This window comes from Tolypothrix bouteillei VB521301 (assembly GCF_000760695.4).
In the GTDB taxonomy this organism is placed as follows: Bacteria; Cyanobacteriota; Cyanobacteriia; order Cyanobacteriales; family Nostocaceae; genus Scytonema; species Scytonema bouteillei_A.
Genome location: NZ_JHEG04000002.1, coordinates 234181 through 259987 on the forward strand (window position 1 = coordinate 234181; position 25807 = coordinate 259987).

Here is a 25807-nt window from a genome sequence, read left to right on the forward strand (position 1 = left end):
ATTTGCTCGACATCTTCAAGGGCTTCCTTCCCTATTTCTACCGATAGTGAATATTTTAACTCAATCTTTGGGAATACTGAGTATAGTTTAACCTATCAGGTTGCTATGCAATACGTGCTCTACTCGATCGCTTTCTATGTTTTGCTGATTGTTCTTACGTACTTCATCACCTTTTTACAACTTTGTAAGTCAAGGCTCCAATACCCAAAGTACCAGCTTGAAAAAGCTAACACAGTACCCACTTACCGCAAAGAGCTATTTCAAGCTTCAATTAAAGAATTAGAGGAATTTGGGTTTCAACCATGCAGTTATTTGCTAGTTCAACCAATGGTGAGGCTCGATCCCCCTACAACTTACGAGCTTTTACTTTATCACAAAGCATATAAAACCTACGCTATAGTTAGCGTTCGCCGTCCAGCGGAAACTGTCAATCTCTTTGATATTGAGTTTTTTACCTTTTTTCGAGATGAAAGCTTACTTTTAACTATGAATGGTAAGGGGTATAACGTTCTTGGCGACACGCCTAATGTCATTATTCAAGATGCATATACAACTCAAACTTCCATTCAATGGCAAACTCATGAAAACAAATTAAATCAGTTGGCTGCTAAGACACAACCTTGGGGTATAGCACCTAACACTTTTACTAAGGCTCTTGAAAAATACATCAAAAACTACGTTGATTGTTTGCTCAAGAAAAAAGAAATTCTACCAATTGATGGCTCGAATCTATTTAGATTGCATTGGCTTGTTGCTTTAAAAATAACCAAGAAAACCGTACAGGGTGCTAACAAAGCATCAAGTTTAGTTGCACAACGCAAACAACAAGCTAAAACAAACAGCATTCTTCAAGTCGAAATCCCTGTGGAACTTGAAGTGGAGCAATTTCAATGGATGGAGTCACAGCAGAAAGGACTTTTAGGAGGGAAATTACGCACTTGGTTGCTATTGGGAAGTCTGGTTTTGTTTATTGTGAGTTACACGAAATTGTTTGCCACTCAAAGCTTAATTATTTTTATAGGAGTTCTGTTTTTTCATGAAGGCGGACACTTGTTAGCCATGAAATTTTTTGGCTATCAAGATGCATCTATGTTATTTCTACCTTTTTTGGGTGCAGTCGCCACCGCCCGTAAAGATGATGCTACACTTGCTCAAAAATTTTGGATTTCCCTAGCAGGTCCGTTACCGGGATTAATTTTGGGTGTAGGATTGGCGATCGCTTCTCGCAACGGTGGTTACCCGAGTTGGGTCATAGAAACTGCTTGGATGTCGATCGGTTTGAATCTATTTAATTTACTTCCTATCTACCCTTTAGATGGAGGTCAAATTGCTAATTTATTACTATTTTGTCGATTTCCTTATACCGATGTCCTCTTTAAGATTTTTGGTACAGTCGTTTTGGGGCTATTAGCAATATCTCAACCGGGATTTTTATTATTAGTTCTAGTCGTTTTGGTTAGCATCCCATCTAACTTTAGGACTGCAAAAGTAAATGCTCAGTTGCAACAAGAACTGAAGCAACAAAAACCGACAAGCCAAGAAAATCTGTTGCATTCTATTTTCAAAAAGTTAAAGCACTTAGGTTATGGAAATTTGTCTTTTGGTACGAGATACACACTGGCAAAAAATTTACTTGAGCGTCACTATGAAGCGCATACTAAGGGGAGAACAGTATTCTTTCTGTCCCTTGTTTATTGCAGTAGCTTACTTGCGGGTATTGCTGGGAGTTTGAGTGCAATTACACCCAATTGGTTGATGGCAACAGCTTCTTTATTTGAAGCACCTGAAACAATTAGAAAACGTGCTGTTGAGGTCAGAAAACAAGAAATTGAGAGTGCAACTACAGCGTTGCGTTTAAATCCCAAGAACACCCATGCTTATATCAGGCGAGCGCAAGCACGGCTCACTTTGCGGGATTATAAAGGAGCTGTTGCAGATTATAACTCGGTTGTGCAGCTAAATCCCAACAATATTCCCCACCGTCTAACTCGGGCTAACTTTCATTTAACTTTGCAAAATTACAAAAGTGCAATTCAGGATTATGATTGGGTACTCAGTTTAAATCCTAACGATAGCCGAACCTACCGCAGAAGAGCGCAAGCACGTAATTTATCTGGAGATTATAAAGGTGCGGTTACCGATTACAGTACAGTTATCAAATTAAATCCCGAAAACTTTTTGTCTTATCTCGAACGGGGACAGATTTACCTACAGTTAAAAGATTATAAGGCGGCGCTCGCCGATGCAAACTCTGCTCTCAAAATTGATTCAAAACAACCCGAAGCTTATGAGCTTCGCAGCCAAGCACGCCGTTATTTGGGAGATCGGCAAGGTGCGATCGCAGATGAACAAATGGCACAGAAGCTTTATCAAGCGTCGGAGGGAGAAGAAGCAATTTAAATGATTTGCTAAAAATTCAAGATACAGCAGCAAGGATTTCCCTCTCGTAAGCTGTTTCTTATCTAATGTGCATATTAAGAGGCGCAGAGGACGAGAAGTACTTCTACCTTCTTGCATTAACTACGTCTCTATTGGTTGCTAAAATACTGTCGATAAAGCTCACAACTAGGCATAACCAAATTGCCGTGCAGCTTGACTAACCCCATGCTATGTAGCTTAAACGCACTTAACTGCTCTATCTCTACAGGTGTTGATGATGCGATCGCCTGCTCATATGCGGTTGCTAATTGAGGATGCTCTTGTAAGCTTCGTAAATGTCGGTGCAGGTGATTGCAATAAATACCAGCATTTGTTGCTGCTGTTTGCATTAATTGCTTCAAAGTTAAGTCTTTTCGTGCTAGATGATACAGAGCTTGTTGCACGAGATATGGATGTCCTGCGACAAGCTGCATAAGTTCTGATAATTCATCTTCAGATAAATGAAGCCCATAGCGTTGGGATAAATCCAAGACATGCAGAGGTGTAAATGCCTGTAACTCTATTGCCAAACCTACATTAAACGGAGACTTATTAATATCCAAAGGAATATAAACTTCAGTGGAATGGACAATCACCAGACGAAGATTTTGCCACAGAGGATTGCCACTATCCCCATAAGCCGCTTCTTCATACCACGAGCGCAGCAGCGTAAAGAAATCATCAACAATTTCTGGGTGTAAAAACACTTCATCAACTTGATCTAATGCCAATACCAAAACACCATTAATCTCTGGCAACAAACAGTCTTCAAAATAAGCGGTACAGTTACTTTTACTGCCAAAAGTTTCACTCCAGTAATCCTCTACCCGATGTGGTAACTGCAACTTCCGAGTCACAGAAGCACAGAACCAACGTAAAAATTTATCTAAGTCATTGAAAATACAACGTTCTGCTCGCTGCAAGCTAAGAGCTACCGTCCGTACTGTATTACCTGGAGCGGAACATTGTTGTTTAGCATGAGCTAAAATTCTGACCATTAAAGAAGTCTTACCCATTTGACTTGGTGCTTTAATGCGAATGAGTGCTCCTGGTTTGGTAATTTCTTCATAACATCGAGATTCTACGGCTGGACGCTCTACGTAAAGATGAGAATTCAGTGGAATCAGTCCTACTGGGGAGTCGAATTCTGGAGATGGAAGACTCGGCGATCGAAAAGTAGAAAAAGACAAGGAGGACAAGATCGATTCTTCCCTTGTTTGTTGGTCTTCCTCCTCTTTCCTGGAAGTTCTTTGTGCCAAAACTGCCATCAAATTATTTTTATTGACTTTTTCCCCAAGACTAGATGAAAGAATTTGCCACAACTTCGGACCCACATCATGCTTGATGTATTCAGGAGCATAGCCACAATCCACTGCTATTTGGTCATATTTTTGACCTAGTAAAGCTCCTCGCAGTACGGCAACTTCAATATTTCTCAGGTGTCTTTTAGTTTTGGCAACGACTGCAGCATCTGCCAGTTTTAAAGCGATTTCAAAGTTGATTGTTTGCTCTTTAACACTTTCTATCATGTGTCTGTTGTTACTTTCTTGGTTAGTGGTTAGCGATCGCTGCTTTCAGGTTACTGTTAATCAATGCTTTTTCCGCCACCTGTTGAAGCATTTGACTAAAGGGATGATCCGGATATTGCAAACAAAAAAGCCCATTGCTACCTAGTTGTGCCATATCTTCTGAAAGTGGAAATATACCTGCAATTGGGACATTGTAAGTTTTTTCTACCTTTTGTTGTAGTTCTGAAAAGTCCATGCAACTTGGTGTTTTGTTGATGACCATCATCATCTGGACGTTAAGCTGACGGGCAATATTAACAGTAACAGCAGTTCCTTGAAAGTCTTGTCGATCTGGACGTAACATGACTATTAAAAGGTTAGAAATAGCGATAGACAGCAAAGTTTCTCGACTCAGACCGGGGTGAGTATCAACAAATAAATAGTCCAATTGCAGTTCTTCAATCAACTGCCTGAATCCACTCTTGAGTATACTAACGTTGTATCCTTCACAAAGAATTCTGGCAATTTCATCAGCATTGATACTTGAAGGTATGAGAAAAACCTTGCCTGTTTCCTCGATTTCTAGATACGAGCTAACATCATATGCGGTGTCAGTTATAGAACTGCGATTCCACAAATAGTCATTTAAAGTTTTGCCTGTAATTGTCTCGCTAATATTAAAGAGAGCATGAATACCGGGAGATTGAAGATCGGTATCAACAATCGCAACTCGGTTACCTTGGAGTGCTACGGCTACTGCTAAATTTGCTGTTAAGTTAGATTTACCAGTTCCGCCCCGAAATGAGTGAACCGCGATAATCTTGGACATTGTATTTATAACTTTAATTTATATAAATTCTAAATTTTTGTTGTTTTGCCAAGAACGAAAGAGTTTTCCTCTTAGTATCTCAGCCGTGAACTTTTCACCTATCAAATAAGACTACTCAATTAGCAGTCAAAATTCCGAAAATATTCACCCTCTGCTTGCAATTGTTGAAAAGACTCAGTCTGGGTAATTTCTGCGACCCGATCTGTCAGTTTATCTAGATCGATCTCGATTTGTATCTCTTGGATTTGAGATTTTCCGGTTTCTAACTGCATTCTCAGTAAACTTTCTAATTCAGCTTTTTCTTGCTTTAAAGCTTTAATTTCTGCCCGTAAACTCTCTTTGGTACTCTGCAGCCAAGATTTAGACTTTGCTTTAACTCTATTCTTCCTCAACTGCTTTTTGGTTCTTCTGAAAGGACAACGCACAACAACATCGTTCGCTGCACTTACGAAAGAAGCGAAATTCACAATGCTATCGCCTGTCTCCAGACTCAAGGAGACTTCTTCAATACCGTCATCACGAAAATATTGCGACATAATTTACTCCATATCAATCTCAAACATCTTCAAACAGCCGGACGTGTCTCCCAACGACTTCATCTTTACTAAGATGACGCGATCGCCTGACCTAAAGAAAGATCAGTTTTGCAGCGAAGAAGGACATGGAGAACTGGTCTTGACAAAACAGCAAATTTATGATGCTAATGAATCTCAAATCTTAACTCGGATTCACGGGTGAATATTCGCCAAACTTCCAGCGAAAAGGGCAAGCATTCCTACTTTCCAAAACTTGCTCAATCTCAAACTCCACTAAACGTTTCGCCCCAGCAAACTCACTCAATTTCTCAGCATCCCAAATCACTTTTGCTTGTCCTGTCAATTGCAGTGTATGCCCGCTTTCAAAATTAACGAACAGTAACCCTGCATGAGGATTTACTTGTAAATTGCCAAAGGTTTGAAACATATTATTTCCTGCATAATCGGGAAACAGCAATTTGTGGCTATTTATGACTCGCACAAACCCCGGACAACCACCACGGTGAGACGCGTCATTGCCAAATTCTGGATGATAACTGGCAATAAAAAATGTATCAGCTTGAGTTATCCAGCTTTCATCGGTTTGGCTGAGGACATCTCTAGTCAATATTTCTGGCTGTTTGAGTGACTCTGCCAGTTTGGTTTCTATATGACGTAATTGGATATATTTTGGACAGTTAAAAAAAACCTGCTTGAGTTCAACGTAAATTTTGCCATCTGATTGTAAAGTCGCTTTGCCATTGAGACGCAAGCGTCTGCGGTTTGCGAAATCAATGACTAACAGACCAATAGTATTATGACTGGCAAGATTCTGAGTGAGTAAATCTCTCGTTAAAAAAGTAGGATGAATCTCTATGGTTTGCTCGCTTAAGACTCGCACAAAACTAGAATCTCCTGTCAATAACGAAGCCCAAACCCTTCCCTTGGCATTTACTGTACTTGCAACCGCTAATTGTTGATTCTTAAGAAACTCTTGGGCTGCGGGCTTAATGAGATTTCCAATCGTTTGACACAAACGTTGTGCCTCTTCTCGAACCCCTGCTTTATTTTGGATTGCAATTTCTCCAGAATGAAAAGTCATATTTATTTGAGGAAAATAATCATTTTTATAGTACTTATAATACTGTTGCTCGATAAAAATCTTTACTTATCTATATATTTAATGACTTAGTTGAAATTATCCAAGAACGGTTTTGGTTTCATTGGGCTGACTGAAATCGATCTTGGAAAAGAGTATGTACTTGTGGTATTGCGCGAAGCACAGAAATTTTGATATCTCTATCTATAGAGGTACATCTTTAGAAGGAGTTTCGCAACGTAGGTCAAGCAGATAGCAAAAGACACAGGGAAGGATACCGTTATCAAAAAACTGACTTAAGAATATGGCAACTCTAAATGCTTCTCAACAAGGACTGATAAAAATCAAGCAAGCGAGAAGTCAAAAAGGTTGGTCTGTTGATGATTTCAGGTGGCTCGAAGCAGCAAGTCTAGTTTTAGGAACAAATTGGAAAGAACAGGGAGTGCTTGCTGTAGGTATTTCTGAAGGAACTTGGAAAAGATTTTTAGCCGGGAAACACCCAATTAATGCCGAAGCATTTAAAGCTTATTGCCAAATTCTAGAGCTGAATTGGGAAGAAGTTGCCCAAAAGAAAGTAAAAGATAGAAGAAATCCCATTACCCCCCAACCCCAAAGCCATCCAACCCCAGAAGGGATCTCGAAACACCCTATCTCTCCATCTCTCCCACTTTATGCAGACTGGGATGAAGCCCCTGACGTATCAACTTTTTATGGTCGTGAAGAAGAATTAAATACTATCAAGCGCTGGGTTGTGCAAGAAAACTGTCGTTTGATAACGGTGCTGGGTATGGGTGGGATTGGCAAAACGACACTTTGTGTCAAGTTAGCACAACAAATTTTAGATATGCAGGATACGAGGTCTGTCATTTGGCGCAGTCTTCGCAATGCACCCTCACCAGAAGATATTTTGGCTGAACTGATTCAGTTTTTATCGAGACAACAAGAAACGATTTTGCCAGATGGTCTCGATAACAGAATCTTGCTGTTACTAAAATATTTGCGTTCCTCCCATTGTCTGCTAATTCTAGATAATGCTGAATCAATTTTACTCTCAGGCGATCGCACGGGTCGTTATCGGGTAGGATACGAAGGATACGACCAACTGTTGCGATGCGTGGCAGAAACTTCGCATCAGAGTTGTTTGATTCTCACGTCACGGGAAAAACCCCAAGGACTGGCAAAGTATGAAGGGGATAGTTTACCCGTTCGATCTTTACAACTGACAGGTTTACCAGAAACAGAAGGGCGCGAATTATTTCGTGCTAAAGGAAAATTTACAGGTTCTGAAACTCAATGGCAAGCTTTGATTTCGCGCTATGGTGGTAATCCCCTTGCTTTGAAGATAGTCGCGTCTTCTATCCGCGATTTTTTTGATGGTAGTATTTCCCAATTTTTGGAAATCTCCCAACAAGGCATATTTATCTTTGATGATATTCGCGATTTACTCAACCAACAATTCCACAGACTCTCCACATTAGAACGGGATATTATGTTTTGGATTGCCATCAATCGCGAACCTGTTTCCTTATCAGACTTGCAAACAGATTTTGTAACCCATGTTCCCCCTCGTGAATTGCTAGAGTCTCTGTCATCTTTGCAAAGACGTTCTTTTATTGAAAAAACAGATGGGGGCTTTACTCAGCAACCCGTTGTGATGGAGTATGCTATTACTCAAATTATTGAGAAAATATCCCAAGAAATTCAAGAATTGCCAAATGCAGAACGAGAAGGAAACACTCAACACAACCCTACCCTCTATTCCCTACTACGCCAGTCGCCTCAAGGGGGGGAACCAGGCTCCCCTACCTCCTTATTCATCAGCCATGCTTTGATTAAAGCCCAGGCTAAAGATTATATACGGGAGACTCAAATTCATCTGATTTTACAACCGATTATTAATGAATCGGTTTCTCAGCTTGGCAGTGTAGAAAATATTTCCCATAATCTCTCTCAAATTCTCTCCCATTTACGCGGAAAAACACCTAAAGAAACCGGATATGCAGCCGGAAATGCGTTAAATTTATTACATCAAGCACAATTTGATATGACAGGCTTTGATTTCTCCGGTTTAACGCTGTGGCAAGCATATATGCAGGGCGTACACCTACATGATGTTAATTTTTCTAATTCCGATTTATCTCGCTGTGTTTTTACTGAAACTTTAGGTAATATTTTGTTCACTGCTTTTAGTCCGGATGGTCAGCTTTTGGCAACTGGTGACACGGACTGTAATGTGCGTCTTTGGGAAGTCGAAACGGGTAGATTATTGTTAATTTGTCAAGGTCACACCAATTGGGTCAGGTTTGTTGTTTTTAGTCCAGATGGAGCAATTTTAGCAAGTGGGGGTGCGGACCATACGGTAAAATTATGGAATGTCAGTGATGGGGTTTGTATAAAAACCCTAATCGGGCATTGCCATGAGACATTTTCTGTTGCTTTTAGCCCCAATGGTGATATTTTAGCCACTGCAAGTGGCGATCGCACGGTCAAACTTTGGAATATTCGTGACGGGAACTGTATGAAAACGCTTAGCGGACACACAGACTGGGTGCGTTGTGTGGCGTTTAGTCCAGATGGAGAAATTTTGGCAAGTAGTGGTGCAGACCATAAGATTAAATTATGGAATGTAGAATCAGGTGAATGCTTGCAAACCCTCACCAAACACCAAAGTTGGGTGCGTTCCATTGCTTTTAGTCCAAGAGGTGACACCTTAGCCAGTGGAGGTGGCGATCGCGAGATCGAGATCTGGAATTATCACACAGGTGAGTCCATCGCAACTTATACAGGACATACAAAAAGTGTTTATTCCGTTGCTTATAGTCCTGACGGAGATATACTCGTGAGCGGAAGTGGCGATCGTACTGTCAAACTTTGGAATTGCCATACCCACACTTGCATAAAAACACTGCACAAACAAACCAATGAAGTTTGTTGTGTTGCTTTTAGCCCAGATAACCAAACTATTGCTTGCGTCAGCTTAGATCAAACAATGCGATTGTGGGATTATCGCAACGGGCAATGTTTAAAAACCTGGCAAGGAAACACTGATTGGGCACTTCCGGTGACATTTAGCCCCAACGGGCAAACTTTAGCAAGTGGTAGTAACGACAAAACAATTAAATTATGGGATTGGCAAACAGGAAATTGTCAGTTGAGCTTGCAAGGACACACAGACTTTATTTATGGTTTAGCATTTAGTCCAGATGGGCAAATTTTAGCCAGTGCTAGCACAGATTCTACAGTCAGGTTGTGGGCTGCAAACACGGGAAAATGCTTTCAAATTTTACAAGGACACGCGGATTGGGCTTATACTGTAGCTTTTCACCCTTCATCTGAAATTATCGCCAGTGGCAGTGCCGACTGTACTATTAAACTGTGGGATTGGCACACCGGACAATGTTCCCAAAATTTAATCGGTCATGCAGACAAAATTTGTGGAATAGAGTTTAGTCCAGATGGGCAAATTTTGGCCAGTGCTAGTGCTGACCAAACTGTAAAGCTGTGGAATTGGAAAACAGGTCATTGCATAAAAACTTTACCTGCTCATGATGCGAGGGTTTACACCGTTATATTTAGCCCAGATGGCCAAACTTTAGCCACTTGTAGCACCGACCAAACTATAAAATTATGGGATTGTGAAACGGGTCAATGCCTTAAAATACTTACAAAGCATACCAATTGGGTATTTGCCATTGCTTTTAGCCCAGATGGACAAACCCTTGCTAGCGCTTCCCACGACCAAACCGTCAGAATATGGGATGTCAAAGCGGGGAAATGTCAACATATCTGTGTTGGACACGCCCATTTAGTTTCTTCCGTTGCTTTTCATCCGGACAGCAAAGTCATAGCGAGTGGTTCGCAAGACCAATCCGTAAGGATTTGGGATGTAAAGACAGGCAAATGTATGAGAATCTTGAGAGCGAAAAGACTCTATGAAGGGATGAATATTACTGGTGTGAGAGGGTTAACGGATGCAACGGTTTTGACACTAAATTCTTTGGGTGCGGTAAGTTTAGATAGGTAACTCCACGATACTTCAATTCAGATTTGGTTTGAGTTGGAACTGTTGTTATCTTCAAAATTGAGTAACTAATGCCTCGATACTTTGCATTGACAAAATATGGGGGATTTGGCAATTGGGTATGGCTTGTGTTGTATTGAGAACCGCGATAAGAAAGTTGCATGACTGAATTTTTTTGGTTAGCTAGTTTTGACTGTTATCACAATAGGATTTCATTTCCTTTCAGTCCATGTATAAAAGTTATGTAGTTGGTATGTTAAAGACGGCTTAACTTTTCACTAATTGTCATGTCAAATTGAACTTTGGATAAATTAGCAACAGAGCAGTGGCAAACTGAAGCGATCGCCATGAGGACAGCACATACAATTTTAATACGCTTGTTTAATATCTACAAAATAAAAGAACTTACACCTTTAAATTTTTGTAAGTTCTTTGACTTCAGAAAAATTATATTGGAAGAATAAATTTAATTACCACCACGATTGAGCGAATAATTAACAGGATTTTCTACAGTAGACTGGTTGGACACTAATCTACGAGGAGCACAAGCCTGTGTAAATAACAAAATGCCGATTGGTAACGCAAGTGTCAATATTCTATTCCAGTGCATCTTGTTCATAGAATTTATTAAACTCTTCATCAGTTCAACTCCTTGATTGCAGGTGTTCTGTTATGTTTATAGAATTTGCTAATAAAAAAGTCGATACAGAAAAGTTAAGGATTTCAAAACAGAAGCTAACTTAACTTCTACTGCATCATTCTTAACTAGAGTGACACATTCAATTCTTGACACGATAATAATTTTCTTTCCAGCAATTGAAAGGCAACTCTTTTACCTGTACACCAGCCGTAATAGCCATAAGTTGCAGAGTAACCAACAATTTTCTCAAAGCCTACAAAATACAGCGTTGGATCGATAATAGATTGACACTTGCCATCTGTTTTTGGTAGTAATCTATCGTTTACATTAAGATACAATTCAGGCTGGCTCAATATTTTATTGATACCGGGACGAAAGCCAGTACCTAAAATAATTGCATCATAATCTTGTGATATACCATTGGCAAAAATTACGCCTGTTTTTGAGAGTTTCTGAATACGACTAGAGATAACTTGAATATTTCCTTTTTTGATTTGTTTGACAGTACCTCTATCTACCCAAGCTACACGACCCTGATTAACTTCTACATCTATTGGTCCTTTATCTTCTGGATAGATAGAGTACGCACTCAAATCTAAAGCAAAACGCTGAACAAATCGATCGGTCTCTTTGATTTCTGCTTGTAATTGTTCTGGAGAGAAATCTATGGCTCTCTCCATAGCTACTATTTTAGTATCTGTAGTATTTTGATTAAACAACTGTTTGAAGTATGACTTACTTCGCCATAACCAATATTGTAGCGATCGCAATCTTGGATACAGAGGAAAGACCCAACGTTTACCACGAATTAACATATCTACAGCAGCAGCACCATGTTCATATAAATCTAGTGCTATTTCTGCTGCTGAATTTCCCGAACCAACCACTAAAACTTTCTGATTTTGATAAGGTATGCCATTTTTATAGGCACTACTATGAATAATCTTACCTGAAAAATCTTCTTGTCCGCAAAAATTTGGAATCACAGGTTCATTAGTTAGCCCAGTACAGATTACAAGAACCTTGCAGTGTAGAAGGATTTTAGTTGTTTGTACTTGCCAGTTATAATCTTTTTGATTCTGATTATAAATTTTAGTAACACTTTGTACTTCTTCTATAAAACGAATATGTGAATCAACTTGAAAATGATGTGCATACTCTGTTAAATAATGTACTATGTCATCTTTGGTCTTAAAGGTAGAATATTGTCCCTTACCTTCAAAGAAAGGTAGAGTAAAATAAGGATTTTGGCTCACTAATCGCTCGTAGGCATTTTTCCAGATAGTTGCTACAGTGTCACCTTTCTCTATGACGACAAAATTATCGATCCCAAATTTCTTTAAACTAGCAGCTACAGTAATACCGCAAAAACCAGCCCCAATAATGATAACGTCTAGTTTAGTGTTCATAGAATTTACTTTGGTTGTCAATCTTAACTGTTACCTTTATAAAATTGGGTGCTTCAATAGTCGATGTAGATTAGTTAGGGAATTTGAGCCGTTACCAAAGTACTTAAATCTTGTTTCTAACTCCTAATGCCATAAGTTAAATTTGTAAGTTAAATCACTCTAGTAGCCAGTTACTTAACTTTTCTGTATGGACAAGAAAATGGTTAGCCTCTATATATAAACAGCAAGACTATCTATGGCAAAAGAGTTGACATGAACTTAATAACTTTGCTGTTACGCTCTTCTTGGAAAATTATGGCTCTTGCTGCTTTCATGGGGTTATTAAGTGGGATTAGCACAACTGGATTAATTGTAATAATTAATACTCAGCTAAATCACTTATCACTAGTAACAACATTAATTTGGAGTTTTGTCGGTCTTTGTTTTCTAAAATTTATGACTAATATTATTTCTAAATATTTGTTGATAAATTTGTCAGAAAAAGCAATTGTGGATTTACGCCTTACATTGAGCGAAAGAATTTTAGCTGCTCCACTATATCATCTAGAACTTTTAGGAAAACATCGTATCTTAGCTACATTAACAGACGATGTGTTAGCAATTGCTAACACAGTTTACATTATTCCTACGTTGTGTATCGATGTAACTATTGTAGCAAGTTGTCTTTTTTATTTATTGTGGTTATCCCCAATCATCTTTTTTTTGGTAGTCATCTCTTTATTATTAGGAATATTGAGCTATCAACAGATTGCTTGCAAAGCAACATCATTTTTTCGCTTAGCTCGCCAGCAAGAAGATAGATTGTTTAACCATTTTCAGAGTATGACTGAAGGGACAAAAGAACTTAAGCTTCACTATCAGCGACGACAAACTTTTTTGAGAAAAGAACTTCAAGAAACCTTACAAGTCTATCGGCGTAAAAATGTAATTGGGATGACTATATTTGCAACTGCTGCTAGTTGGGGCAATAGTTTATTCTTTGTGGTTGTGGGACTGGTAATTTTTGCTTTGCCTGCTCTCCAAATTATCCACACTCATATTTTATCTGGATATGCACTGACTATTCTCTACCTGCTTTCACCTTTAGACTACATTATGAGTGCTATTCCTACTTTCAGCAAGGCAACAGTTGCTTTAAAGAAGGTAGATTCTCTCAAACTATCGTTGTCCGATCGCTGTGATGGAAGCTATAAAATGGCTTGGGATAAAGCTGATAATTTTTGCGATCGTTTAGAATTTGTGGGTATCGCTCATACTTATCATAAAGATTCAGAAGATACAGCTTTTACTCTTGGTCCAATCGATTTGACTATTTTAGGTGGCGAAGTTGTTTTTGTAATTGGTGGTAATGGTAGTGGAAAGTCTACTCTTGTTAAACTGATGACTGGTTTATATACTCCTGAAAGCGGAAAAATCTATCTCAATAGCAAATTAGTTACTGCGGAAAATCAGGAGTGGTTTCGCCAACACTTTTCCGTAGTTTTTTCCGATTTTTATCTGTTCGATAACTTTTTATATTTAGAACGACCTATTACTGACAACCAAATTCATGACTATTTAGTTAAATTACAACTAGATAAAAAAGTAAAAATTAAAGATAGCGTAATGTCTACTATCTTAGTATCTCAAGGACAACGAAAACGTTTAGCCTTGTTGACAGCTTATTTAGAAGACCGTCCTATATATGTATTTGATGAATGGGCTTCCGATCAAGATCCTGTATTTAAAAAGATTTTTTATACTCAAATATTACCTGAATTGAAAAATAAAGGCAAAACTGTAATAGTCGTTACTCATGATGACCAATATTTCTATTTATCAGACCGCATAGTTAAGTTAGATTATGGTAAGGAAAAATGCAAGATAATTTATTAAACAACGGAGTTGAGCAAATTTTACAGCCCTCAGGAATCAGAGTCAATTTCAATGGCTCAGTCGTAGCTATGCTCTAGCACAGGTTGGTGGAACTCAAAGATCTACCTGCTAAACTAATGAGAAATTGTGCTAATTCCATCGCACAAACGCCTCTCATCTTCTTTAAGATTCGCGCTATTTTTCAAATAATCCTTCACCCAATCACAACCCTGTGCTAATAATTTATCTGGGCTAGAATTTAAATCCAAATGCCAGAAAATGACATTTCCCAAGGAGTCGGAAGAAGCTAAAACCTGACCGTCTGGACTAAAGCTCACGCTTTTAACACCTGCATGATGACCTCCAAGGATTTGCCGTATTTTTCCATCCCACGTCCATAATTTAACAGTCTTGTCTTCACTGCCTGTAATAAGAGTTTTACTGTCGGGACTAAAAACCAAGCTATTGATATTACCCTGATGACAATACAGTGTCGCTAAGATTTGACCTTGCAAATTCCAAAGTTTAATAGTTTTATCTTTACTAACAGTAGCAATGGTTTGACCATCAAGACTTATAGCTACAGCTAAAATCCCATCTTTATGTCCCCGCAAGGTCACAAGTTCTTTACCTTGTCGGTTCCAAATTTTAGCGGTTCCATCTTGGCTACCTGTGACAACGAGCTGACCGTTGGGAGTAAACTTTACACTCCTAACACCCGCTTGGTGTCCTCGCAGGGTTAATAACTCTCTACCTGCTAAATCCCACAGTTTCACTGTATTATCCCAACTCGCGCTGGCAATTGTTTGACCATCAGGACTAAATACAGCGCTTCTGACATCGCCTTGATGTCCTTGGAGTGTCACCAATTCTTTACCATCTAAATTCCACAACTTGACTGTTTTATCTCGACTGGCGGTAACAACCATTTTCCCATCAGGGCTAAACTGCAAACTTCTCAATGCATCGCTGTGACCTTGTAGGGAAGTTGCATATAAAGTTTCCGCACCTTTGAGCTTCCACAGTGTGGCAGTGTTCAGCTTTCCTACCGTACCAAGAAATTGACCTTTAGGGCTAAAACTAATACCAACAGAAGCAGCTTCTTTGAGATTTTCACTCCAAGCGGCGACTGTTGTTATCTCCGATTTTGGATTGAGAATTTTGGATTGGGGATTTGTTTGTGACCCAATGCTTGCTCCTTCTGGTTTCCACAGTCTGACACTCCCATCCTCACCACTGCTTGCTAGGGTTTTACCATCTTTGCTAAAGTGTACGCCCCAAACAGCGTCTTGATGCCCGTGTAAAACTTGTAACTGTTTGCCTCTGCGGTTCCAAATTCTTACAGTTGTATCCGAACTTCCTGTAGCAATGGTTTGACCGTCGCGACTGAAAACTGCACTACCGACAATATTCTCATGACCGTGCATTGTTGCTAGTTCTTTTCCTTCTAAATTCCAGAGTTTCGCGGTTTTGTCCCGACTGGCAGTGACCAGATTTTTACCATCGGAACTGAAATTGACGTACATCACCCAATCCTGATGTCCCCGCAGCGTGACAATTTCTTTACCATCAAGACTCCAAACTTTAGCTGTACCGTCGCGACTGGCGGTAGCGATCGCCCCTCCCTTAGGATTGAAATGAATGGCAACAACCGGGGCATTATGGGTCCGGAAGGATGTCAGCTGCTTTCCCTGCAAGTTCCACAGGCGCATTGTGCCGTTCCACTCCATTGAGGCAACCATTTGACCATCGGGGCTAAATCCAACACAGGCAATCCAATCTTTGTTAGGTAGGGCAAGCAATTCTTTTCCGTCTGCAACACTCCAAATTCTGGCAGTTTTATCCCGACTGCCACTGACTAATAACTTGCCATTATTATTAAAATTGACACTCCATATAGCGTCTTGATGACCTTGCAGGGTGTGGAGTAATTTACCATCACGCTGCCATATTTTAATTGTTTTGTCCCAACTGCTACTTGCTAGCTTTTTCCCATCGGGACTAAACTTAACTCGTGTGACAACATCGCCGTGACCTGTTAAGCGATCGCGTTCTCTCACCCAATAAAGAGATTGGCGAATACTTTTTTCTACCTTTGCCTGGAGGGGTAAGCTAGCATTTTGCCTACCTATCTGCTTTAACTTTACCCCAGCTTTTAAGCCGGAAAGTAAAGCATCAAAAAGTTGCTGTGAATCAAAGGCTGCTTCTGAGGAGATAGTTAAGGCTTTAATTTCACCGAGGGCAACTTGTTTTTTTTGCTCGTTGGTTTGCCAAGCCAGCAATCCTGATAATCCCAACAGGCTAATAGCTACCAAGGAAACTGCTGAAAGTCCTACCAGTCCACGGCGAATCGTATTTTTAGCTTGTTGTTCGGCGTTAATGAGGATTTGATTGGCTTTTTCTGAGGCAATGAGCGCACTCTGTACCTCTCGTTTTTCTAGTTCTTCGCTTGCAGCTAAAAACCGATAATCGAGATTGCTCAAACTTTTGCCCTTTGCCCAAATTTGAGCATCTAAAAGCGCTTGTCCCCGTAATAGGTTGGTTTCATCCTGATAATCTGATGCCACCCAAGCATTAATTAAATCAGCGTAGGGTCGCAATTTCTTTAATTGCTTTTCTACCCACTCTAGATTAAAAACTTCTTGATAGATACGATTGTAAACTTGTAAATTTCCTTGTTTTTTAACAACCAACCCCGACAGCAACAACTCGATTGTTTCTGGCGAATCATCGGCAGGAACGCTTCCATTTTGTAATATTTGCAGGTAGAGTCCTAACAACCTGCTTGCTCGTTGTTCGTTGCAAAGTAAGCGATCGCGTATTGTTCTTAAATGAGGTGGTTCATCCTGCGAAGCCCAATTGTCTGTGATATGCGATCGTACTATGGCAGAGACTTGTGCAGTTACATCTTTTGGTTGCGTCAATATTTCCTGCATGAGTTTTGCCAGAAACGGAGATGCTTCAGCATTGAGCATCACTGTTTCTTCTTCTGTTTTTGTAGAGACGTTACACACATTGCCCTGATATTCCGATGCAAATAGCTGGCATAATTTTTGCGTCAGGAACGGTTGACCTCCAGTCCAAGCCAGTATCTCTGTCAGCACTGCTTGGGGATGAGCAATTTTAGGAGCCAAACCTAGCTCTAAGGGTTGGACTTCGTGCAAATTAAACCCATTTAACTCGATTGCGCGTCCAATGTTAAAAGGTGTTCGAGTTTTGTCAGCAATCAAATCTGAAGGCGTTGCTACTCCCAAAAGCGCAAAACTGAGACGTTTGTGTTCGTGGCAAGATCGTATAAGGGCAAAAAAGTCATCAGTATTAAATGGTAAGCTTAAAGTGCTATCAATTTCATCAAAAAAAATCACTATCGGTTGCTCAATAAGCTCTGTTAGCACTGATTGCAGTAACTCACCTAAACGTCCTACAGGAGAAAAATCTTGTCTTTCTGCCAACCAATTTCGTACATTAATCCTATCGGAAAGCCGGAAACTCCTCACTAATCGCATAATAATATCTGCATACCACTGGTTGGCTGTGATGTTGCTGTTACCAATTCCAGATAAATCAACCGTTGTGCAAACAATACCATCTTCTTGCAGACGTTTAGCTACTTGTACCCGCAAACTTGATTTTCCCATTTGACGAGAGTTCAGAACGTAACAAAATTCTCCCGCCTTTAACGCTTTATAAAGTTCTTCATCCGCCTGTCGTATTACGTAACTGGGTGCATTAGCAGGGAGACGACCCCCAACTTGATACTCGTAGGATGAAATTAGTTTTTGCACGGGGATTCTGCCTTACAATTCCGAATTGATGCATTGCATCACAAAGTTAACTACAAGTATTTATATAGGTTACCGCTTTCGTTGTCGATGTAGAAAAGTTAAGTATTTTCAAAGATACCAGAAGTCAACTTCTCTTTCGTAACACAGAAAATAGAACCTTGCCTCAAAGTGTTGCTGTCAAGCTAGCAAGAATCAGTTGCCTGTTTCTATAGTATGAATATTCAAGCGATAGCCCGCACCATAGATAGTTTCTATTAAAGATTCACTCTCTTCTTCTCCTAATTTGCGTCTCAATAAGCGAATTTGTGCTGCTACTACATTGCTAACTGGTTCTGCACCAATTTCCCAAAGCTGATTAATTATTTGGTCGCGGCTGATAATTTGGTTAGGATGCCGCATGAAATATTCCAACAATTGGAATTCCTTAACAGTTAAGGAAAATACTTGCTTTTCACTATGACTGTAGTGACGAGTCAGTTCATGAGTGCTATAATTAAGAGTTAAGCAACCTACTTGTAAACGTCGGGGTTGATGTTGAGACGTAAGCATTGTTCCTACGTAAGAAGCTCGCCGTTGCAATGCCCGCAATCTTGCCAACAGTTCTGCCATATCAAACGGTTTCACCAAATAGTCATCTGCACCACTATCTAAACCAATAATCTTTTCTTCCATCCGGTCTTTAGCAGTTAGCATCAATATAGGTAGAGTTAGATGACGCGAACGCAACCATTTACACAGATCTACCCCCGAAACTCCAGGTAGCATCCAATCAAAAATCGCTAGGGTATATTCAGTCCAGCCAGTTTCTAGATACTGCCATGCCTGAGTCCCATCTAAAAACCAGTCAACTACATACGCCTCATGACTCAGAACTTGTTTTATTGCTGCACCTAAATCTGCTTCATCCTCAACTAATATCAGCCGCATAGTCAACTTAACAATAAAAGCTTTATTTAACTACATTTTCATAAAAAAGTGAAACAAATATGAAATTTTAATTCTACTTAAGAGAGAAACACTGATATCTGCATAGCTGAAGCCGTAATTTTCAAGCAAGTTTGCTAATTTCCTCTTCTGATGGCTGTTGTATACCCGATCTCTTGCGATGCTTTGCGCTTGAGCCATATCTCCACAGGATTCGTTTCCCGAGTTTCTCCCCTAGCTTCCACGTTCAAACTTAACAGCAGAACTAGCCCTATGATGAGTGCTAAGGGCAAGAACAAATTAAGCCAATCTCGTGATGTCTCTCTTTTCATACTTCACTTAAAGGACAAGAACAGAATTACAAACTAGTCTTCAACATCAGTGCTATCCATCTCCAGTACGGAGTAACTCTACTGCTCTATTGTTAACTTAACTTGTTGTCGGTACAAAGTTAAAAAGGTAGGTGAACCGTAAATGTACTACCCCGTCCTAATTGACTTTGAACGTGAATACTGCCTTTGTGTGCTTGGACAATTGCCTGAGCAATCGCTAAGCCTAAACCCGAACCACCATTTGTGCGGGAGCGATCGCTGTCAACTCGATAGAAGCGATCGAAAATTCGCTGTTGATTTTCTGGCGCAATACCAACTCCTGTATCTTGAACTTTAACAAGGGCGTAAAACTCGCTTTCTTCCAAAAAAACAGTAACTTTTCCGCCGCTAGGTGTGGATTGAATTGCATTAACAATTAAGTTAGAAATTAAACGATACAGTTGTTCTTCATTGCCGATAACGTACAGTTTTTTTGACACTTGTACCTGTTTGGAGAGAATAACCTGAGTCTCTACTGCCAAAAATGCTAATTCCTCAATTAAATCGCTAATTAAATCATTCAAACAGCAAGGCTGATATTTTTCTATTAGTTGTCTTTGATCTATCCTAGTCAACAGCAGTAAATCACCCACCAATTGCGATAGGCGACGGTTTTGGCGTTTCAGTACATCTAAAATTCCACTATTTGATTTTGGCTCTTGCTGTAACTTTATAGCAGCTTCAATGGTGGAGTGCATTGCTGCTAAAGGCGTGCGAAACTCATGGGCAGCATCAGCAGTAAATTGTTGCATTTGTTGATAGGAATGATACACGGGTTGTATTGCCCTTCCCGCCAACCACCAACTAGACAAAGCAACGAAAATCATGGAAACTGGTAACCCTAAAATCAAAGTTAATCTCAAATAAGCAAGATTTTGGTCTAGATCGGTGAGGCTTCGTGCCACTTGTAGATAACCCGAAAGCTGGTTTTGAGTATACAAAGGTAAAGTGATTTGACGGTATCGAGTGCCAGAAGAATCTGTTAGGATTTGCCAATGCTGTGATGATGAGGTAAGGGGTAACTTCTCAAATTGTATACCTGCGCTTGCAAACAGTGTTCCCGAACGATTCAATAAGCGTATATAGTAATTAACTTGGTTAGCTGCTTCTGCTATTGGTTGTTTAATAATAGTTGTTTTAGGCAAACAGGTTGTTGGAGTCATACACACTTGTAAGGAAAGTTCTTTAGCAAGTTGCTGTAAATGTCCGGGTTGCTGCCAAGCGGTTTCAATACTTTTATGGAGTACCTTTGCTACGGATTGCAGTCCTTGGTCTATGCTTTTATGGTAAGCATGGGCAACCACAGTATAAACACCCAAACCAGATATCCCTAAAATACTACTCATAACGAGAGTATACCAAGCGGCTAGTTGCAACCGAGTCTGATGAAAAATGGTATTGCGTTCCATATTTATAGAAACTTGCTTAAGGTATCGCTGTCAAGTTAGCAAAAGTTAGTCATCTATTTCTATAGTATGAATTCTCGGGCGATCGCTTGGCAGAATTTTTTGATTCATATAAAAATGAAATTTTTATGAAATTTTTTTGCGTCTTAAGTTATGAATACTTGTTATCTCAATAGTAGGAAGCAATAGCTACAGCCATTTTATAAACTAATTTTAGAACTATCAGTAACATAGTTGTCACAAGAAATCTTTGATTGGTAATAATATGACTCAATTTTGGCTGTGGATTGCCTTTATTGGCATGGTTATTGGCTGTATTTATTTTGGCTTAAAAGCAATAGCCATGCGACGTAAGGAAGGGATGGAATTTCCCCTCGAAAGCTTTTTCATTACGCTTTGGGCTGCAGCGCTCTACCTAACAATGATTCTAGGCGAAACAGTAACGCCCATCAATGGTCAAACAGTTTACTGGGGACGTTACGTAGACTGGGCCGTTACAACTCCATTGCTCTTACTAGAAATCGGTGTTATTGCCGGATTGCGCCCTAAATTGATTGCAGGCGTGATGGGAGCAGATATTTTCATGATTCTCACTGGCTTAGTAGCGACTCTTGAGGCTCCGCCTTACAACTATCTGTGGTGGATAATCAGTTCAGGTGCTTTCTTAGCTATCTTAGGCTCTCTTTTGACTGAATATTCTGCTAGTGCTAAGAGCCGAAATGGCAGGATAAACAGTTTGTTCCAAACCCTACGAAATATACTCATCCTCTTGTGGATTTGCTATCCGATTGTTTGGATTCTCGGTGCTGAAGGGTTTCACGTCATTAGCGTTGGCTGGGAAACCTTGTGCTACGCAGTTTTAGATATCTGTGCCAAGGTAGGTTTTGGTTTTGTTGTTGTATCTGCTGGCAATGAAACTTTAGCCCAAGCTAGTAACAGCGATCGCATTCTGGAAACTGCTCACTCCTATATACAGAGAGAGGAAAGAGAACGGAGCCCATATCGATAAATACCTTCTTTTTTGAACACGGCTCAGATTGTCAGTGCCTTTACATCAGCGTCGATCGCACTTGCTGGCTACCGGATTACAGTAGCCGGCGTTTCTAGTGACTTATACAGTTGCCATTGACATTTGCCGACAAGATTCAGCACAGCGACGGCACATATCAGCGCAAGCTTTCATTTGAGCATCATCACCCATGCGATCGCAATCTTGAGCGCACCGCTCACACACCTCTGCACAAACGCCACAAGTACGGGTATGAAGTTCAGAAGTTCGCAGCATAAAATTAGCACTTGTTTCACAAATTTCAGCGCAATCAAGCAATAGCCTAATATGAGCTTGTTCTGTATGATTACCGCCCTTTTGTAAGCAGTAAGTTACGGTATTCAAGCAAATACTATGGCAATCTAAGCAGTTTTGAATGCACTGCTGCATTTCTTGGTTAACTTGATTCAGGGTTAGTTGTTGTATAGCCAAGGTTTCTCCCTCTCTACTTACTAAATTGCAGACATAATTGCCTTTAGACTTACCTTATAAAGGTAGAGATGAGTATGCGTCTATCAATAGCAATAAGAAATATTTATGACTTATGCAATACTGGCGTTTCATGCGGATTTCATTTATATATGACAAGTACCAATTTGCACTCTAAAGAAGTCGCGGTAAAAGTATAGGCTCTGCTCGACGTTATCCTTAAATCCTTCAATCAAATGGTTGGGGTGGGGTAAAATTTAGCCTGAAACCTGGGTATATAGCTACTTCAGACTTATGTATGTACTGTAGGGTCTGGGAGAAGATGGAGGGAGCGCGTTTTGAACAGGAGTTTTTATTCAATCTGTCAGCCTGATTTCTATCTAAAGAGATACTGTTGTTTCATTTTTATTTCACTTTTCTACCTCTACAATGTAATTAAGAGATAGTTTCTGTTAGGTTTTACTACAAACTATCTCTATGTCATTCATCAAAGATTGTATTGGTTGGTAAGTTAACTACAAAAAAGTAAAGGTTTTTATGAGACGATATCATAATGAAGAAAGCTTAGATGAATCTTGCTCCAACTTTAGCGAGCGCTCATCCTATAAGCTCGGGCGACCAGAACTTTTGATGTTTTTACTGCTGTTTGTTTTAGGTATCTTAGTAGATAGTTGGTTTAATCATCATCAGTTACCGTGGCAATCGCCAAATGTTTATTCACAAGTGTCAAAATCAGCATCAGTGATTTTATAGTTTCCCTTGGTACTTCGCTCGCTTGCTAAACCTGACTCATTGCTATGCTTTAATTAAGAGAGTTATATCGGTTTTTAAATTCCAACTAAATATGGTACGCATTGGGCAGATTTTTTGGAAACGTTTATCCCGACTGCTAATACGACCTAAACGCCTTGCTATTTTTGAAGCTTGCTTGATTGGTTTAGCTTCTGGACTAGCAGCAGTCTTGTTAGGGCAAGGTGTAGGATGGCTGGGTGGATGGAGACAAAGTGCATCTCACTTACTGCCCGCTTACTATTTACTGCCGACGATTGGTTTGGGAGGAGGATTTCTGGCAGGTTGGCTGGTAGAACGCATTGCCCCATCTGCTGCAGGCAGTGGCATGTCAGAAGTCAAGGCAGTTCTGGCGAGGGTGCCGATGCCTCTTAATCTTAAAATTGCATTCGTAAAACTTGTGAGTGCAACGTTAGTTTTGGCAACCGGGATACCTTTGGGGCGGGAAGGACCAACAGTGCAAATTGGGGCAGCCTTAGCCAATCAGTTCAGTCGCTGGTTTCCTACTTCCCCCAATCATCGTCGCCAGTTGATTGCAGCAGGAGCAGGAGCAGGACTAGCTGCTGCCTTCGATGCTCCCATTGCTGGAGTCTTGTTTGTGGTGGAAGAACTCTTGCAAGATATTTCTGGCATCACCTTGGGAACGGCTATTCTAGCTTCATTTATTGCTGCTGTCATTGCTCGAATTTTAGGAACTCACAGTCTCGATTTAGATTTGCATTTAGTGACACCCAACACGAGCTTCTTTGCCCCAGAGATTCCATTTTATTTACTCCTGGGAATTCTAGCAGGGTTGGGAGGTGTGTTGTTTAATCGAGGTATTCTTGCCAGCCTGAGTTTTTACGGTCGCTTTCTGAAAATTAGCCTACCTTGGCGAATTGGATTGGCTGGATTGGTGACTGGTTTTGCACTCGTTGCACTTCCTCCAGTGTTTCGAGACAACGCTGGGTTGCGAGAACTGTTGTTAGCAGGTGACGCAAACTGGTTATTAGTCGCTCTAGTATTCTGCATTCAGTTTTTGCTGATCGTCTTCACCTACGGTTCCGGTGCGCCTGCGGGATTACTTGTTCCCTCTCTTGCATTAGGAGCAGCTTTGGGTTATTTAGTTGGGATTTGGGAACATCACTGGCTGGGGCTGAGTTTGGCGACAACTTATGCACGGGTGGGAATGGGTGCATTCTTTTGTGGAGTTGCACGAGTCCCAATTACGGCAGTAGTTATTGTATTTGAGATGACTACCGACTTCAATTTGGTATTGCCGTTGATGATTGTTTCAGTAACAGCCTATTTAGTGGCAGAACTTTTGGAAGCCGGGTCACTGTATGATAAATTGCTGGAATTTAAGGGCATTCATCTTTCTAAAGAAGGCACCTCCCAAGGACCGTGGATGGAACTAACGGCGGCTGATGTTATGCAACCCCGTGTAGAAACTCTTTCGGGCCGCATGAGACTGGATGAGGCATTACAGGCGTTTTCCCAATCTTCTCACCGTGGCTTTCCAGTCTTAGAGGAGGGCAAATTAGTTGGTATCTTAACGCAAAAGGATGTTGCCAATCTCGCCCAAAGAGGCTTAAGCAGCAATGATTACGGGGAACACTTTGTTGCAGAAGTGATGACTCAAGAGCCTATTACGACTTATCCCAAAGATACCCTTGCCCATGTCGTGCATTTGCTCGATCGCTACAACCTGAGTAATTTACCGGTTGTGGAAGGACGTCGCTTGGTAGGTATTATTACCCGCAGTGATATTATTCGGGTAGAAGCTGCATATCTCAACACCAGCGAAAATTTAAGTGGACCCAAAGCAGAACCGTCTCAAGTGATTTACCGCATTCGCGTTCCAGAAACAGGACAGGGACGTATATTGGTACCGTTGTTCAATCCTAAAACAGCAGAAACGCTGTTGCAAATGGCAGTAGCTATTGCTCGCGATCGCCATTATGAAATCGAATGTCTGCATATAATTCTTGTACCCCGTCACCAGTCTCTTGCCGACGCTCGGGTAAGTATGAGAATGGGTCAACGCCTTTTGCGTCAAGCCATGCGATTGGGGCAAGCATGGAACGTACCCGTCCATATCCAGATACGGGTTGCTCATGACGTATCTCAAGCCATAATGCAAACTATTAAAGATCGTTATATTAACTTGGTATTGATGGGTTGGAAAGGCAGCACAGCGACACCAGGACGAGTTTTTAGTCGCGTTGTGGATACAGTCATCCGACAAGCTGCTTGTGAAGTGGTGTTGGTGAAACTTAAAGACCAGAGGCATTTTGAACGCTGGCTTGTGCCAATGGCAGGCGGTCCTAACGCCCAAGGGGCGATCGCATTGCTCCCAGCGCTCACTTCACTGAATAAAATGCCAATCATCAACTTATGCCAGGTATTTCAGCCAGATGAAACCAATTTAAACACAACATCTCTCAAAAAAGCTGCTGATTTCCTCGAACAACACGTTAATGGCGTTGTAAAAATAGCTTCAGTCCGTGGCACATCAGTTGCAGATGCCATATTAGAGTTTGCCAAACATAATGATACTGATGCGATCGTTTTAGGAGCTTCTCGTGAAGGATTATTGCAGCAAGTTGTACATGGCAATATTCCTGCCACTATCTCGCGCAATAGCCCACAGACTGTTATTGTAGTGCGGTCAGCTTCTGCGTAACTACGATAAAAAGTGTTGAGTGTACTTTATCCCAGACACAGAGGACACAAAGAAATAAAATTAATCAAAGGAAGCCATTCCTTAAATTCAGTAATAT

At 40.5% G+C, this 25807-nt stretch carries 18 protein-coding genes; 7 read left to right on the forward strand and 11 right to left on the reverse strand.

Going from position 1 to position 25807, the window contains the following annotated elements:
• Positions 1-105: 105 nt before the first annotated feature.
• A complete protein-coding gene (locus tag HC643_RS39785) occupies positions 106-2400 on the forward strand; it encodes a tetratricopeptide repeat protein (protein WP_063779538.1) in 2295 nt (764 codons plus the stop codon).
• Positions 2401-2528: 128 nt separating this feature from the next.
• Here HC643_RS39785 and HC643_RS39790 read toward each other — a convergent pair whose 3' ends face one another.
• The 3 genes from HC643_RS39790 to HC643_RS39800 form a co-directional block, all read right to left on the reverse strand.
• Positions 2529-3947, reverse strand: coding sequence for an AAA-like domain-containing protein (locus tag HC643_RS39790; RefSeq protein WP_038090112.1), 1419 nt, complete (start codon positions 3945-3947; stop codon positions 2529-2531).
• Positions 3948-3969: 22 nt separating this feature from the next.
• Entirely contained in the window at positions 3970-4755 is a 786-nt protein-coding gene (locus tag HC643_RS39795; protein WP_038090110.1) for a MinD/ParA family ATP-binding protein, read from the reverse strand.
• Positions 4756-4874: 119 nt separating this feature from the next.
• The gene (locus tag HC643_RS39800) at positions 4875-5291 is read right to left on the reverse strand and encodes a hypothetical protein (protein ID WP_038090107.1); all 417 of its coding nucleotides are present in this window, start codon (positions 5289-5291) and stop codon (positions 4875-4877) included.
• A 43-nt stretch (positions 5292-5334) separates the two neighbouring features.
• Here HC643_RS39800 and HC643_RS39805 point away from each other — a divergent pair, with 43 nt between their 5' ends.
• Positions 5335-5493, forward strand: coding sequence for a hypothetical protein (locus HC643_RS39805; RefSeq protein WP_153021511.1), 159 nt, complete (start codon positions 5335-5337; stop codon positions 5491-5493).
• Here the strand turns inward: HC643_RS39805 and HC643_RS39810 are convergent.
• A complete protein-coding gene (locus HC643_RS39810; protein ID WP_038090102.1) occupies positions 5473-6372 on the reverse strand; it encodes a pyridoxamine 5'-phosphate oxidase family protein in 900 nt (299 codons plus the stop codon). The two genes, HC643_RS39805 and HC643_RS39810, sit on opposite strands and share 21 nt — an antisense overlap.
• 301 nt (positions 6373-6673) lie before the next feature.
• Here HC643_RS39810 and HC643_RS39815 point away from each other — a divergent pair, with 301 nt between their 5' ends.
• Positions 6674-10393, forward strand: a complete 3720-nt coding sequence (locus tag HC643_RS39815; RefSeq protein ID WP_038090099.1) for a WD40 domain-containing protein — start codon at positions 6674-6676, stop codon at positions 10391-10393.
• On the opposite strand, the gene HC643_RS42760 is transcribed toward HC643_RS39815, so the two are convergent.
• Positions 10317-10553, reverse strand: a complete 237-nt coding sequence (locus HC643_RS42760; RefSeq protein WP_072040787.1) for a DUF4278 domain-containing protein — start codon at positions 10551-10553, stop codon at positions 10317-10319. The two genes, HC643_RS39815 and HC643_RS42760, sit on opposite strands and share 77 nt — an antisense overlap.
• Before the next feature lie 602 nt (positions 10554-11155).
• Positions 11156-12439, reverse strand: a complete 1284-nt coding sequence (locus HC643_RS39825) for a flavin-containing monooxygenase (protein ID WP_038090096.1) — start codon at positions 12437-12439, stop codon at positions 11156-11158.
• A gap of 252 nt (positions 12440-12691) precedes the next feature.
• Here HC643_RS39825 and HC643_RS39830 point away from each other — a divergent pair, with 252 nt between their 5' ends.
• Positions 12692-14314, forward strand: a complete 1623-nt coding sequence (locus tag HC643_RS39830) for a cyclic peptide export ABC transporter (RefSeq protein ID WP_038090093.1) — start codon at positions 12692-12694, stop codon at positions 14312-14314.
• A gap of 113 nt (positions 14315-14427) precedes the next feature.
• On the opposite strand, the gene HC643_RS39835 is transcribed toward HC643_RS39830, so the two are convergent.
• The 4 genes from HC643_RS39835 to rppB all read right to left on the reverse strand — a co-directional run bounded on the left by HC643_RS39835 (position 14428) and on the right by rppB (position 20782).
• Positions 14428-18078 (reverse strand): AAA-like domain-containing protein, encoded by a 3651-nt coding sequence (locus HC643_RS39835; protein WP_038090090.1) that lies wholly within the window; start codon positions 18076-18078, stop codon positions 14428-14430.
• 192 nt (positions 18079-18270) lie between these two features.
• Entirely contained in the window at positions 18271-19005 is a 735-nt protein-coding gene (rppA, locus tag HC643_RS39840; protein ID WP_038090087.1) for a two-component system response regulator RppA, read from the reverse strand.
• Positions 19006-19139: 134 nt separating this feature from the next.
• Complete coding sequence (locus tag HC643_RS39845) at positions 19140-19334, reverse strand: hypothetical protein (protein WP_050046212.1); 195 nt, start codon at positions 19332-19334, stop codon at positions 19140-19142.
• Positions 19335-19453: 119 nt separating this feature from the next.
• Positions 19454-20782: a two-component system sensor histidine kinase RppB gene (gene rppB, locus HC643_RS39850; protein WP_038090084.1), complete on the reverse strand. Its 1329-nt coding sequence runs from the start codon at positions 20780-20782 to the stop codon at positions 19454-19456.
• 262 nt (positions 20783-21044) lie between these two features.
• Here rppB and HC643_RS39855 point away from each other — a divergent pair, with 262 nt between their 5' ends.
• Positions 21045-21788: a bacteriorhodopsin gene (locus HC643_RS39855; protein ID WP_050046213.1), complete on the forward strand. Its 744-nt coding sequence runs from the start codon at positions 21045-21047 to the stop codon at positions 21786-21788.
• A gap of 102 nt (positions 21789-21890) precedes the next feature.
• Here HC643_RS39855 and HC643_RS39860 read toward each other — a convergent pair whose 3' ends face one another.
• A complete protein-coding gene (locus tag HC643_RS39860; RefSeq protein WP_050046214.1) occupies positions 21891-22259 on the reverse strand; it encodes a four-helix bundle copper-binding protein in 369 nt (122 codons plus the stop codon).
• Positions 22260-22793: 534 nt separating this feature from the next.
• Here HC643_RS39860 and HC643_RS39865 point away from each other — a divergent pair.
• Positions 22794-23009: a hypothetical protein gene (locus tag HC643_RS39865; RefSeq protein WP_050046215.1), complete on the forward strand. Its 216-nt coding sequence runs from the start codon at positions 22794-22796 to the stop codon at positions 23007-23009.
• 91 nt (positions 23010-23100) lie between these two features.
• The gene (locus tag HC643_RS39870; RefSeq protein WP_038090081.1) at positions 23101-25710 is read left to right on the forward strand and encodes a chloride channel protein; all 2610 of its coding nucleotides are present in this window, start codon (positions 23101-23103) and stop codon (positions 25708-25710) included.
• Positions 25711-25807: the final 97 nt, after the last annotated feature.

Coding starts and splice junctions, on each gene's coding strand:
- HC643_RS39790 (WP_038090112.1), bottom strand. CDS start 3,947: ATGATAGAAAGTGTTAAAGAGCAAACAATCAACTTTGAAATCGCTTTA.
- HC643_RS39810 (WP_038090102.1), bottom strand. CDS start 6,372: ATGACTTTTCATTCTGGAGAAATTGCAATCCAAAATAAAGCAGGGGTT.
- HC643_RS39855 (WP_050046213.1), top strand. CDS start 21,045: ATGACTCAATTTTGGCTGTGGATTGCCTTTATTGGCATGGTTATTGGC.
- HC643_RS39830 (WP_038090093.1), top strand. CDS start 12,692: ATGAACTTAATAACTTTGCTGTTACGCTCTTCTTGGAAAATTATGGCT.
- HC643_RS39785 (WP_063779538.1), top strand. CDS start 106: ATGCAATACGTGCTCTACTCGATCGCTTTCTATGTTTTGCTGATTGTT.
- rppA (WP_038090087.1), bottom strand. CDS start 19,005: ATGCGGCTGATATTAGTTGAGGATGAAGCAGATTTAGGTGCAGCAATA.
- HC643_RS39815 (WP_038090099.1), top strand. CDS start 6,674: ATGGCAACTCTAAATGCTTCTCAACAAGGACTGATAAAAATCAAGCAA.
- HC643_RS39870 (WP_038090081.1), top strand. CDS start 23,101: ATGGTACGCATTGGGCAGATTTTTTGGAAACGTTTATCCCGACTGCTA.
- HC643_RS39825 (WP_038090096.1), bottom strand. CDS start 12,439: ATGAACACTAAACTAGACGTTATCATTATTGGGGCTGGTTTTTGCGGT.
- HC643_RS39795 (WP_038090110.1), bottom strand. CDS start 4,755: ATGTCCAAGATTATCGCGGTTCACTCATTTCGGGGCGGAACTGGTAAA.
- HC643_RS39800 (WP_038090107.1), bottom strand. CDS start 5,291: ATGTCGCAATATTTTCGTGATGACGGTATTGAAGAAGTCTCCTTGAGT.
- HC643_RS42760 (WP_072040787.1), bottom strand. CDS start 10,553: ATGCAACTTTCTTATCGCGGTTCTCAATACAACACAAGCCATACCCAA.
- HC643_RS39845 (WP_050046212.1), bottom strand. CDS start 19,334: ATGAAAAGAGAGACATCACGAGATTGGCTTAATTTGTTCTTGCCCTTA.
- rppB (WP_038090084.1), bottom strand. CDS start 20,782: ATGGAACGCAATACCATTTTTCATCAGACTCGGTTGCAACTAGCCGCT.
- HC643_RS39865 (WP_050046215.1), top strand. CDS start 22,794: ATGAGACGATATCATAATGAAGAAAGCTTAGATGAATCTTGCTCCAAC.